The sequence below is a fragment of the Okeania sp. SIO2C9 genome (assembly GCF_010672455.1).
GTDB lineage: Bacteria > Cyanobacteriota > Cyanobacteriia > Cyanobacteriales > Microcoleaceae > Okeania.
On sequence record NZ_JAAHGO010000034.1, the window covers coordinates 56,674 to 70,692 of the forward strand.

The 14,019-nt window shown below is 38.0% G+C and carries 6 protein-coding genes and 1 pseudogene; 2 read left to right on the plus strand and 5 right to left on the minus strand.

Annotated features, from left to right (window positions below; all coding sequences use genetic code 11):
- Together F6K23_RS23575 and F6K23_RS23580 are read right to left on the minus strand one after the other, a co-directional pair.
- A partial coding sequence (locus tag F6K23_RS23575; protein WP_293160325.1) for a GEVED domain-containing protein occupies positions 1-2,710 on the minus strand: 2,710 nt, incomplete at its 3' end.
- Positions 2,711-4,101: 1,391 nt separating this feature from the next.
- Entirely contained in the window at positions 4,102-6,816 is a 2,715-nt protein-coding gene (locus F6K23_RS23580) for a chloride channel protein (RefSeq protein ID WP_293160327.1), read from the minus strand.
- 1,024 nt (positions 6,817-7,840) lie between these two features.
- On the opposite strand from F6K23_RS23580, the gene F6K23_RS23585 reads away from it, so the two are divergent.
- Positions 7,841-8,056, plus strand: a complete 216-nt coding sequence (locus tag F6K23_RS23585; RefSeq protein ID WP_293160329.1) for a hypothetical protein — start codon at positions 7,841-7,843, stop codon at positions 8,054-8,056.
- Between the two features lie 197 nt (positions 8,057-8,253).
- Here F6K23_RS23585 and F6K23_RS23590 read toward each other — a convergent pair whose 3' ends face one another.
- From F6K23_RS23590 to F6K23_RS23600, 3 genes and pseudogenes are all read right to left on the minus strand, one after another.
- Positions 8,254-10,569 (minus strand): CHASE2 domain-containing protein, encoded by a 2,316-nt coding sequence (locus F6K23_RS23590; protein WP_293160331.1) that lies wholly within the window; start codon positions 10,567-10,569, stop codon positions 8,254-8,256.
- Between the two features lie 160 nt (positions 10,570-10,729).
- Positions 10,730-11,098: pseudogene (locus tag F6K23_RS23595) on the minus strand (four helix bundle protein).
- 92 nt (positions 11,099-11,190) lie between these two features.
- A complete protein-coding gene (locus F6K23_RS23600; RefSeq protein WP_293160333.1) occupies positions 11,191-12,492 on the minus strand; it encodes an AAA-like domain-containing protein in 1,302 nt (433 codons plus the stop codon).
- Between the two features lie 900 nt (positions 12,493-13,392).
- Here F6K23_RS23600 and F6K23_RS23605 point away from each other — a divergent pair.
- On the plus strand, positions 13,393-13,944 hold the full coding sequence (locus tag F6K23_RS23605; RefSeq protein WP_293160335.1) for a lysozyme: 552 nt from the start codon (positions 13,393-13,395) through the stop codon (positions 13,942-13,944).
- The last annotated feature ends 75 nt before the right edge of the window (positions 13,945-14,019 follow it).

Below are 14,019 nucleotides of genomic sequence, written 5' to 3' on the forward strand. Positions count from 1 at the left end.
CACCTTGGAATGTGACTTCTACACCTTGGTCGTCGGTGACTGTGACATTACCTAATGCTGTGTCTCCGGTGTTGGTGACTACATATTCAAAGTTGGCTGTGTCGCCTACTGCTATCTGTGGTCCTGTAGCTGTATCTGCATCTTCTCCGTTGGTGGATTTTTCGATGTCGATAGCTGGTGCTGCTGGTGGTGGATTCTTGTCAGGAATCTCTGAGATAAAACCAGCCGTTTTAGCACTTCCATTACCACCATTGGTTGATTGAAGACGAACATACCAATCTGTTTGCTCAAGTATTTCGCGAATCAGATCATCTGTTAAATCTTGCGTCCCTGAGATGATAAAACTACCTTCTTGGACAATGCCATCTCCTTGTCCCCCATTACCAAACTTAACTAGAGCATCATAGGGTCTATCTACACCGCCACCAGAAAGATTGACACCAAGAAGATTATTTGAATCTACCGCATCTGGACCAATAATAAAGTCTGTACCAGCAACTGGAGAACTGATAACACTATCACTTGTACCAGAATTGTTATTTGCGTAGGTAGTAATGTCATCAATAGTCAAGCCTAATGTATTGATTAAGTTCTGATCGTCAATATCAAAGGCAACCCCGATCATATCTTCAGTACTAGAGTTGGAGGCATCCGCAACGCGTAAGGTCACTTGAATGTCTTTGAAGCCATCACCATTAAAGTCTGCACCATAACCAATGACAACATCAATTGCCTCATCTGTACTACCTAGTTTCTCATTAAAAACAGTTTCAAAGAGGCAAGCACCAAAGTGGTTGCTGGGGTCACTATCAGTAACAGTTTCTTCTCCGCCAACAGGATCTGCTGTAACACTGCCAATGTTCGTGTATTGACCTGCAGTAACAGTAGTACTAGCAGTGTATTCCCAGGTTTCTCCAGGGTCTAAGATGTTATCTTGATTGGTATCTCCATCATTAAATGTATCATTATCAGCATCAACCGCCACAGGTACTAAGCCTTGATCGTCTGTCACCACAACGTTTTCCAGGCTAACATCACCATCGTTAGTAACGTTGTAGGTAAAGGTAACAGTATCTCCCTCACTAAGAATTGGACCTGTGGGAGTGTCTGCATCTTCTCCATTAGTGGATTTTTCGATGTCGATGCTGGGGTCAGGTTCTTCTTGAACAGTAACTAGATAATCTTCTACCTCACCATCGCTGGCTGCCCCTGTTGCATCAAGGCCACTGTCTGTGCTCAAGCGGAAACGGGCACCTACTGGTGTATTGGTAGCTGCACCATTGGGTACGGAGAAGTTCAAGCTGGCAGTACCGTTAGTCGTACCATCACTGACTGTAGTGGTAACCGTTTCACCTGTATCATCAAAATCACCATCGTTGTTCCAGTCAATAAAGCCATAGAGGGTGGCATCACTACCTGTATTGTTAGTGACATCAACCTCGAACGTTGCATTCTCACCAGCTGTCAATGTGGGGATGCTTACACCATCTTCATCATTGCCATCACCATCAGCATTAGCACTGGGTTGACCGTCTGTCTCATCATCAATTAATGCACCAATTTGGATATTTGGGTTAATGACATGGCTAGGACCACCATTGGCCAGAAGTGTCTGATAGTTGTCCGTTAGGTCGCCAAAGTCGAGTAGTTCGGGTTGTTCCCCAGCTGACACCGTACATAGATTAAAGCGACTGTCACTATGCAGTACCGTGTCACCAATGAACTGTGCACAACCTTGACCGTTCTGAATGTCAATTTCGTTCTGACCATTATCATTGGTTCCTCCGTCTAATTCCCAGAAAGCAATTCCATTGAAAACAACGTTATTACCGGAGAAAACCGCATCACCACTATTTCCTTCAGAGTCACCCTTAAAGAAAATTGCTCCGAATGGGTTGTCATCATTGGCAATACCACCTTCTCCAATCTGGATACTGGTATTGCTCATGTTCATGTTAGATTCACCGTTGACCCGGAAGATTGCTGTGAGGTCATCCGGGCCATCAATGATTATGTCTGAGTTGTTAAGTTCCCAGTCATCGCCCCCTCTGTTAACATCAATGATGACAACACCATCACCATTAGTGTCAGTAAAACTTAGATTGGAAGATCCGTTAGCAGTTCCCCCCTGTTCAACCAACTCAATTACAAATGGGCCACTGCCATCCTTGTAATTCTCATTCTCAATGTTCTGGGTTATAGTTCCTTCACCAGTAGCACCTTCAATAAAGGTTTTCCAGTCGTCTAGTTCATTGGTGAGAGGATCGAGATTGACACCAGTGGTGAAACCATCACCATTTGTGCCAGCGGAGTTAGTGGGAAGCTGCCCAGTAGGGTTATTCTCATTGGCCCCAAAATCAAAGTAGTCCGCATTAGAGATACTTTGAACTGGATCGTTTGAGTTAGTTGTAAGGATACCAAGGTCAGCAAAGATGTCGGTATTACTAACAGAGATTTGACCATCAGAACTTGTGAGAGCAATATTGCCGGAGTAGTCAATTCCCTGGAACGGAGCAATTTGAGTATTGAAGATTGGATGATCCAGGTATGCTTCATTGCCAGATGGCTCCCACCGCTGATCGAAGACACTATTAATGGTTGGGAAGGAGGCACCTGTTGGACTTGTTCCTCCCTGTGATAGAACCTCGCGGTCTGCACCAAACTCACCATTTTGGAGGTTGACTGCATCTCCATTATCCTGGCTCTTCAAACCAACAATCAGATATTTTTGAATTTCATCAATTGATAGGTTGTTGGTAGTCAAGAAGCTCTGTGGAAAGGAATCTGTAAAAGTTGTTGTCGCTGACTGATCATCTGCTGTACCAAAAGAGCCATCAGCACCCGTACCTGTCGCCGTCAAATTTAACGTTGCATTCAATGCATCTGCAGGACCAAAACCAGTACCATTATTATCTGTCGGTACTTCCCAGGTTGTCACTACCTGACCATTCTCTGTACCATCCAGGTCACCTTCGCCTCCATCAGTGACTTCAATAGGATCATATGTATCCACATCGCCATCATCTCCAGGATCAGCACTGTCATCTTCAATCTCAAACTTAATCACCGAACCCAGTTCAAATCCAGTCGCGCTAATAGTCACCGTTTCGCCGGGTGCGTAATCCTCTTTATCCGTCTCTACTTGAGGAAATTCCTGTTGAGCCATAATTGTAAATTACCTTTAGTCAATATTTCATTTTTGTGAAGCATCCCCTGTTGAAATCACTTTGTCAGCAAAATCAATTTTTCAAAGTATAGACATAAATAAAAACTGATATCAACCTGTATATTCATGGAAGCAACAATCTTCATCGAATCTTTATGAAAAACACCCTAATTATAAAGATTTAGTAAAGATTTAAGAAAGTTGTATAGACTTTGGTAAAATATTGCAGCACTATAAGCAAGTCAGAAGTTAGAATTAATCTCTAATTGAGTTTTTCCCTGCGGAATTCTTCAGGAAGCAAAATTTAACAATGTCCACGCCCTCAATCCGTAGAAAGATAGATATTTCATATCAAATCCGGTAGCATCGGTCTAATTAGATGGGGAGATGGGGAGATGGGGAGATGGGGAGATGGGGAGATGGGGAGATGGGGAGATGGGGAGATGGGGAGATGGGGAAATATTTGGTAATGGTTGAAGATGGAACATTTTTTACGTGCCGAATTAAACGGATTTGATATCATGGGCTAGAGCAAAACTACGAGCTTTAATTATAACTACTCAACCGGACATGATATAATCTTAAATCATTTTAATCAGTTTAATTGGACATAAAAAAAATCTTCAATCGTCATAACTACCCTCATCTGTACATCGCCAATCCGACAGCTCCCCTAGCTGACTTCTCCTGACTTAATAAATCTATAATATCATGTCCGAAGGCAATCGTTTGTGTAAAAGTTAGCGTGGATATCTACAGGAAATTTAAGTTTTTTTCTTGCCTGTTGTCTGTTGCCTTCCGGAGCTGTTGCCTGTTGCCTTCCGGAGCTGTTGCCTATTTACTATACAAGACCGATGCTACCGGACATGATATAACTGCTTAACCGGATTTGATATAACTTCACACTCCCCATTTCCCCATCTCCCGATCAGATATCATTCACTATAAGCAGTCCGCACCAGAATTACAGTACAATCACAACCACGAGCGATCGCCTCTGGAATATTGCCATTAATTGCTTGTTTCAAAAATCCTTCCTTACTAGCACCAATAACTACAACGTCACAGTTATGAGCATCAGCCAAATCAACTACAGCAGTTGAAACAGAAGTAGCACAGACTGAAGTAGCCATAACTTCTGTATCCAAGCGATGCTGAAGAATCTTTGCTGCTCGTTTCATTTCCTCAATATTAGGCTTAACAACAGACTTAGTTAAAACCTGACATAAGAAAATTTCTGGTTTCACACTCAAAGAAACCAAGGCAGGCAAAAGCTTTACTGCTGCTGCTTGTGTAGGAATATCTCGAATGGGTACTAACCACCGTCGCCATCCTAAAAAAGAATACATACGATCGGAAACAAGATTATCCGGGTTGGCTTGAAATCTTTCATTAACATTAGTAATACCTTTGAACATTTCCTTCTCTTTTCTACCTCCCCACTTCACCACTATCACTTCACAAATAGCTTGTCGTATCAGAGTATCCACAATACTGCCAAAAACACGACCAGAAGCAGAAGAGTCACCCTTCCAACCCATCAGTATTAGAGATATATGTCTTTCCTTAATAATTTCCAAAATAGTATCAGCAACATCGTGACCAACCCGAATTTGAGTGTGCATGGGAATTTTCAAATCCTTAGCTATGCACTCCGCCATTGCTAATAAACGACGACTCTTAGTTGTATCTACCACAGTTTCTGCCGGAGAACTTTGACGAGGCACAATCACAACTTGCACGCATTCCAATTCATAATTACGTTGCCGAGCAATAACAGTGGCTAATTTTAATAATGCAGGAGCGGTACTAGGATTACTTAATGGCACTAATAATCTACCATGCCCTATTTGAGGCGATCGCGTTTGATAAACTGTATAAGAAGGTTCTTGACTATGAGTTCCCAGATTTGTCTTACCTATTTGTTCTGATTCTACTCGGATAATATCAGTATCAGTAATAATTCCTACCAGGTGACGACCTTCCATCACAGGTAAACGACTCAGTTTGTATTGATGTAAAAGATACAGAACTTCGCTCAGATTATCTGTAGTTTTAACTGTCATGGGATGAGGTGTCATAAACTCTTTTAATAGGGTGTCTCCGGGAAGTTCGCGTTTGCGAGTGTAAGCTAAATCTGTCTGAGTGACAATACCTACGAGCAAGCCACTATCATCAAGCGCTGGAAAACCTCGATGATGGGAATTAGAAAATTTCTGCTTCACCTTATCCAAAGTTAAATTAAAATCAAGAGTTTCTACGGGAGTGTGCATGACTTCATCCGCACGAATATTGCTCAAATAATCATTTGCTGACTTCTCCTTCTGAGGTTGCAGACCTTTGAAATCTAAAACTCGGTCGGATAGAGACTTTTTATCTATCTTTTCTGCCATCAATAAAGCGACAATAGAAACAATCATCAGTGGCAACACTAAGCGAAAATCTTGTGTCTTCTCAAAAATAATTACTACTGCTGTCATGGGTGCTCTTGAAACAGCACAAAAGAATGCACCCATTCCTGCTAGAGCAAAAATTGTTGGTTGTTCAATACCGACTAAATTACTTTGCAAAATTCCAACTATCTGACCGAGGGCGGACCCAATAACTAAGGATGGAGCAAAAAATCCACCAGGGGCACCGGAGCTGGCGGCAAATATTGTTAACAGAAAGTGTTCGGCAAAAGCAATGAAGCTCCATTTCAAGTTGGCTTCGCTACTGCCTAGCAATTCTCTTAAACCAGTATGGTTACGAAATGATTCTGGTAAAGATGCGATAATTAAACCACTAATTAATCCTGTGATAGCTATTCGCCAAGGTAATGTTAATTTGAGTCGGCGCTGAAATATGGAAGTCGCAATAATTCCTCGACTAAATACTGTCCCTAATAAACCTGCTAACATTCCCAAAATTATGTAAAAAGGAATTTCTTTGGGGTGTAAAAATCCTGTAATTGAGGTATCTAAGTAACTGTTCTTATCTAAGTATAAACTTTCTCCCCCTAGCATTTGGGATACAACTGCACCAACGAAAGAAGCGATAATTGCTGGCCCCAAGGTGATACCAGAAACATCGTGCATCAGGTCTTCTACTACAAATAAGACTCCGGCGATGGGAGCGTTGAAACCAGCAGCTAACCCAGCAGCAGCACCACAGGCAATTAACTGACGACGGTAACTCGGAGAAGTGGGAACTAAACGACTGATCCAAGTGGCCAAGGATGCACCTATTTGCACTGTTGGGCCTTGTCGCCCTAATGTTAATCCAGACCCCACTGTCAGGATGGTAGTGAACATTTTGACAATGGCGATCGCTAAGTTTAACGGAACTCGCATACCTGAGAGGGCAGCTTTGACTTGGGGTACTCCACTTCCTCCAGTTTCTGGTGCTAAACGTTCTACTAATAAACCTGCCACAAGTCCTCCAACGGCACCAAAAATTGGTAATAATAGCCAAGGTGGATATTTGAGTGATGCAGCTATACGCAAACTACCTAGCCATCCTGCACCTTCTTTTAGTATGACTGCTGCTAATCCAGATACGATTCCTATTAAGCAAGCTTCAAAGACTGCTACACGTTTTGGTCTGAGCAGTGGATAAATAAAGTTTTTCAGATGGATTTGAACTTCTTGTCGGATATACTGATGCCACATAACGGAGTTTAGGGTGTTGTTTTGGCAGTATGGAATAGAGTTGTGTGTTTATTCTAGTTCTTAGTGGCTGTTTTTTATCTTTTTCTTTATGGGTTAATATCAAACCTGGTAGCGGGGGAATGTGGGGAGTGTAGAGAAAAACTAGAACCTTAACGCGCGTCAGAAGTCAGAAGTCAGATAGGGGAGCCGTCGGATTGGCGACGTACAGAAGTTAACCCTCCCCTAGCCCCTCCCCCGACCGTGGAGGGAAAGTAGGGGATTTGAGCAACTCTCCAAAAACCCGATCGCCTTAAAAGGCGGGGTTGCGCGACCCATATTATTTTGATAAGGGTTGAATTAACTGTTTGGGGGTTCGATTTTCTCATATCCCCCTCTAACCCATACCTCCTAAACTCACTCCCTCAATACGTTTAATGTTTAATGAAACAACCCTGGTTAATGGGAGTGCGAATGTGCTGACTGGGATGAGAATCTCTATCAACCAAATTATTTTGATGTATGTGCTGACTGGGATGAGAATCTCTATCAACCAAATTATTTTGATGTATGTGCTGACTGGGATGAGAATCTCCATCAACCCAATTATTCTGACTCCTGTATGTCGCTAATCTGATGGCAACCTTTCTTATACCAAATTCAAAAAAGGTAGTTACATCTTAATTTGTCATTTATTGCTACAATTAAAAATTGTATATATCCATCAAATTTCAAAGTTAAGCATTTTTTCCTCTTTTTTATCCAGTTTTTCTTTCCCTATTACCGAAAAATTTTGGGTATGCGCCTCCCCTTAAAAGGGGATAATAAAAAAAAAATTTCATGAATTTGTCAATCCTCTTCAATTCATGGAGAGGTAATAATTAATTATTAATTATTAATTATTAATTATTAATTATTCATTATTCATTATTAATTGTTGAACTGTTGCCCATGTTGAGATTGTAGCAATATTTTATGAAATTGGTATTAGAAACCTGCAATCAGAAGAATCAAATGGTACTAATATTATACCAAGGGTGAAAAAAGAATGTTACGAATAGTAAGAGGAATAAAAAAACACGTGCAGGATATTCCCTTTGACAAAGCGGTCGATCTTCGGAGCTTCCCCGTTGGGTGGGATGGCGAGGAAACCTGCGCCATATCCAATCGACCAAGAGAGCGGTGCGACCCCGCGACGACGCCAGTAGCACCTGGTAGCGCACCAAGAGAAAAAAATGATTTCCGACCTGAAAAATGGTATTGAAGCTATTCCCGTGTAACTCACTCCTCCTGACTTCCCCTCCTGGGAGGGGCGCGCGGGTGGGTTAACTCCTAAGAAATATCCTAGCTATTTGTAGCAAATATTTATCAATTTGGTATTACTTGTAAGCATTCTATTTCATAATTTTTTTCATAGGCGATCGCCATGGTAATTTGTAGTAAAGTAATTAATATTAACTACTAAATATTAACGAAGAAAACACCAAAACCACTAATCACAAATGCCAAAATAGAAGGCACTAAAGGCAGCACAAAACCTTGAGTAAAACAATACAAACTAACTGAATATAAAATAATAATATTTCCTCCTATAAATAAGACAAACAATAAAACCCGACGAAAATAAAAACCAATCATACCACCCACACCAGAGCAAAAAAAAATCAATAACCAATCTGCCCACCAACCGCAAAACCTAATTAAAGGTCTACCATCCAAAACCGCACTAATAATTTGACTAATCTTATGTGCGTGTAAAACAACCCCAGATATTTGCTTCTGAGAAATAGCTTCAACATAACTATAAGGAGTATAAAATTTATCACTAGCATTAGGGTCTGTACTACCAATAAGTACAATTTTATTTCTCACTAAAAAATCATCAAAATTCCCAGATAATACATCCGAGACACTAATATATTTACCAATCTTATCGGAATTTCTATAATTAAGTAAAACTTGAAACCCACCAGCATCAAAATTTTGATAAAAACCCTCTCTTTCCCCAAGCTCCTGAAAAACAACATCACCAACTTTTTTAACATTTTCTGAGGCAGTAGATTGTATTTTAATTCCTTGACTTTCCAAATAATTAAAAGCAACCCTAGCACTTAATGAATAACTTGTTTGACAAGGGTCTTTCTCTTCTTTTCCCATCGACATTAAATGGCGACGGATTACATGAAATTGACCATGATCGACAACAACATCAGTAAAACCTAAACGTTCTTCTGGCACTCCTTCAGGAGGTTTAGTACCAGGTTTATTATTGTGATCTCCACTAGCACTACAAACAGCAACTATTTTCTGATTATTACTCAAAATTTTTAATAACTTTTTATAACCAGATTCAGAAGGTAAAGGTTTTTCTCGCCAAAAATCTAAACCGATAATTGTAGGTTTATGACTTTCTAACTTGGCTATTACTTCAGCCAATATTTCATCACTTAAATCACTACCAATACCATATTTATTAATATCTTTTGCCGTAGCTTCAACAATTAAAATATTAGGGTCTGGTTGCTCTGGAGGTCGCCATCGCATTAAGCGGTCGTACTCATTTAACTCTAAATTTTGTAGCCAACCTAAACTTCTAAAACTAACAACTCCCACCCATGCTAAACCAGCAAAAATTACACTCATTCCTAATTTTTTAGGTTTTGGTTGAGGTTGCTCTAAATTCCTTTCTAAATAAGCTAATTTTTCCGCCACCCAATCTAGATTAAAAATTGTCCGATAAATTTTATTAAAAATAACTAATTTATCCTGTTTTTTGATAACTACACCAGACAACCGCAAAGCCATTTGGATTCGACTATTATTAGCTTTAACTTCTCCTTGCAAGAGAATTTTTTTATATAATTTCAGTAATTGATGAGCAAATTGACCATGATTGACCAAATAATCGTGCATATATTTTAAATGAGTGGGATTATCTTTTTCTTCCCAATAAGTCAAAATATTTTCCTCTACCAACTTATCAACATCCGGTTCAGAATCATCTGCATAATCAACAATAATTTGACAGAGTTTCTGAGTTAAAAAAGGTTGACCACCACTCCAATCAAAAACTTTTTGCAAAACAACTTCCGGTTCTTCTACTATTCCATCTAATCCCTGAGTTAATATTTTTCCATCTGCAAAAGTTAACTCTGTTAATTCAATCGGATGACCAATATTAAAAGGAGTATGTTTTCCATCTCTAATTAAATCTTCGGGAGTCGCTACTCCAAAAAAACAAAAAATTAGGCGATGATAATCAGATTTTTCATCATCAGCGCGACGATTATAACAAGAGCGAATAAAAGCTAAAATTTCATTTTTAAAAGGGCAATTTACCAGTACATCAATTTCATCAAGAAAAATATATATTTTTTGGGGATGAGGAAAATTAACAAATAAAATTTCTTCAATAAACTGAGCAAAACGTTGAAAATTAGTCAAATGTTGATGACTGATTATCCACTGTTGATAATTGATACTATTATCTAACTCACATCCATAAAATATTTCTCTGAAAAAACCCTCATACCAAGATTGTTTTTCTATTGAAAAATCGCATAATCTAGTCATGTCAATAGGGATACATTGACAACCTTGAGAGCGTAATTCTTTCATCACTCTTACCCGCAAACTAGACTTACCCATTTGACGAGCATTAAATACATAACAATATTCTCCTGCTTGGAGTTTTTGAGATAATTCTCCATCTTGTTTTCTGACTACATAAGTGGGGTTATTTGCTGATAAACTCCCCCCAGTTGATTGATAATTCATGATTTTTTAAATAATTTAATTGGTGTTTTTTAAGAAGGAGTCAGGAGACAGGAGTCAGGAGACAGGAGGAAGAGGGAGCAACAAGGAGACAGGAGACAGGAGACAGGATGAAGAGGGAGTAACAAGGAGACAGGAGGAAGAGAGATTAGGAATTAGGAGATTATCTGCGTTGTTCAATTGCATTTATATACGAATCTAATAGTTTACTTACTTCTTCTAAATCCACTAGAAGTTTTGAAGTATCTCCATATCCAAGGTCATTTGCCAGAATTAGGTAATACCGACTTTTTTCTAATGAACCTTGTGCAATATTCAAAAATCAGATTTTATCTGCTAGACCCTTTTTTCTAAAGCCTTCTACTATTATATTAGCTGGTACTGATACGGATGCTCGCCTTAACTGACTTGTTAATCCATAGGTTTCTGTTTTTGGGAAATTGCTGCTAAAACCATAGACTTCTAAAACAAGTTGATGTGCTTTTTGCCAAACTATTAAATCTCGAAAGTTTTTAGCAGGTTCTCTTTTCATTCTCCTTCTTCAAACTACGTTCCAAAAAGTCAATTCCTGACTCCTGTCTGTTGACTCCTTCTTCCAACTCCTGTCTCCTGTCTCCTGACTCCTCAACCCAAACGCTCCTGAAAATATTGTCGATATAAATTACAGCGAGGTTGAGCATCATCACCTTTAATTGTAATTAATCCCATAGCTTCTAATTGATGTACCTCACGATTTTTATTGGGTAAACGTACTGGAGAATTAGCTTTTAATATTTCCTGAAAAACTGCTTTTATTTTTGACTTTTCTGCCATAGTTTCTAAATGTCTACTTAAATGTTCTTGATAAATTCCAGTTTCAGTAGGAGCATATTTTAATAGTTCTTCAATTGTCAATTCATCTTGAAACATTTTGTATAATGCTAATCTAATCAGATAAGGATGTCCTCCCACCATAGACATTAAAGGAGTCACTATTTCTGGGTCAAGTTGATGTAAATATATTAATTGAGTTACCTGCTCTGATGTAAATTCTTTTAATTCTATGGGTAAACCTACATTAAAAGGAGATTGATAAATATCTAATTTGCCATGATATTCTGTGGAATAAGCAATTACCATTCTGAGATTTCCCCAAATTTCAAAATTATTACTTTCTTCGTACCAACTTCTTAACATGGTAAAAAAGTTTTTAGATATTTCTGGGTAGTTGAAAATTTCATCGACTTCATCTAATAGTAAGACGACCTTTTTTTCTAAATGAAATAACAAGGCTTTCAATTCTTGAGTACAAGATATTTTTGCATTATCATCATCCCATAAATTTCCCTCTGGCGCATCAGTAAATCGACTTTTGATATTTTTATTAAATGCTTTAATAAAACTATTAATATTGCTGATATTTTTGGGTTCAATCAGAGTATCAAATCTCAGATAAACAGGAATATAATTATTTTGATTTGCTTGGGCTTGTATTCGTTGAATTAGAGAAGTCTTACCCATTTTTTTTGGTGCTTTTATTCTTACTAAAGAACCTGGTTTTTCTATGGCTTCATAACATTCAGACTCCACAGAACAACGTCTAATCCGATAACGTTGTATATAAAAAGGAGAATCTAATTTTTCTGGTCTGCCAGGAATGACAACTTGACTGATATGAAAACCATAATAATTTCGTAACTCATCATTAACTAAATCGGGTTTATATTGGCTAAATATTTTCACTAAATATTCTTCCCGCTCCAGACTAGATTCTGAATAGTTAAATTTATTAGCGATCGCTTTTAATTTTCGACCTACATTAGATTGGTCACAATTCATTAATTGAGCAATTTGTTGATATTTTTTATCTGATAAACGCAAGTGCAGTATTTGTTTTTCATTTTCTGGCAAATGAGAATATATGTGGTCAAATATTTCTTTATTCATAATTTTTATTCTAGTTTTAGCATCTCTGGTTATTGATATGACGATAACTTACGGACTCTGACAGCGTCAAGGGATGAAAAGCGATAGTATTCAAACGATAAGTAATCCGAAATATGTTCTGAAAAAAATTTGGAAATTAGGAAATAGGGAACATAGATAAGAGCTTCATAGTTTTTATTTATTTTTATATTTTTTACAAATCATTTATAATTGCCATATAGTAACTAATATCTTTTCATCTTTTTATTGATGAATTTAATACCCTACGGTCTACACGGTGTTTATAATTGATTGGGATCTCGTTGAGAGTCGCGACAACTTTTCAGTATCCTCATCCACTTCTTCCTTCTTCCTTCTTCCTTCTTCCTTCTTCCTTCTTCCTTCTTCCTTCTTCCTTCTTCCTTCTTCTAGAAATTTGCTGATATTTTAATCTTGAAATATTTCTGGATCAAATACGACAGTGTGAATTAATTTACACAAAAAATTATGTTCCTACCCTGAACGTGCAAAAAAATACACATTGACAATTGTGGAATGATTTTTGAGGGTAGTTCAAAATCAAATGTGCAATTAAATGCAATTTTTTTTTAGAGCAAATAAACCTTAGCTATGATTATTTGTAATGGAACAAGGTTAAGAAAAAAACTATTCTAATCAACCTATTCCAAAAACTAATCTACTTTTACTATTTTACCGAAAAATTGTGGGTATGTGCCTCCCCTTTTAAGGGGATAAAAGCGGTCGTTAGCGGAGCTTCCTGAAGGGTGGGGTGGCGAGGTCTCCTCGCTATATCCAATCGGCCAAGAGAAAGAAAATATTTCAGATTTCAAGCCTCCTTATTGCAGAGGTACTGATGACTGATAACTGATAACTGATAACTGAAATGACAGGAGTAAAATAATGCAAGTTCTACTAAAAATATCACAAAACTGTCTAAATCTAATCAAAAAATGGGAAGGATTATATCTTGATGCTTATCTAAACCCAGTAGAAATATGGAGTATTGGTTATGGAATTACCGAATATCCTGATGGTAAAAAGGTCAAACAAGGAGATGAAATTAGCATACAGCAAGCCAGAAAATTCCTTCAATATAAAATCGATTTGGTTACTGATGAAGTTAATCAATTAATTAGAGTTGCTCTTACCCAAAACCAGTTTGATGCTTTAGTGTCCTTCTGTTATAACGTAGGAATTACTACTTTTAAATATAGCACTTTACTAGAAAAACTCAATCAAGGAGATTATCAAAGTGCTGCTAATGAGTTTCCCAAATGGAACCAAGTTATGGCTAATGGGGTAAAAACAATACTGCCTAGTTTAGTCGATCGTCGGGATGATGAAAAAAATCTTTTTTTAAGCAATAATTTAACCATAAATAATGAATTATCATGTCTAGCTGGATTAGGATTATTTGACCCTATGGCAGTAATCTTGAAACCCTCACATTAGACATCTCAGAAAAAGATATAGACTTTTTGCAGATAGTAGGCAATAGGGAACAGGGAACAGGGAATAGATTTTCAA

Coding starts and splice junctions, on each gene's coding strand:
- F6K23_RS23580 (WP_293160327.1), bottom strand. CDS start 6,816: ATGTGGCATCAGTATATCCGACAAGAAGTTCAAATCCATCTGAAAAAC.
- F6K23_RS23605 (WP_293160335.1), top strand. CDS start 13,393: ATGCAAGTTCTACTAAAAATATCACAAAACTGTCTAAATCTAATCAAA.
- F6K23_RS23585 (WP_293160329.1), top strand. CDS start 7,841: ATGTTACGAATAGTAAGAGGAATAAAAAAACACGTGCAGGATATTCCC.
- F6K23_RS23600 (WP_293160333.1), bottom strand. CDS start 12,492: ATGAATAAAGAAATATTTGACCACATATATTCTCATTTGCCAGAAAAT.
- F6K23_RS23590 (WP_293160331.1), bottom strand. CDS start 10,569: ATGAATTATCAATCAACTGGGGGGAGTTTATCAGCAAATAACCCCACT.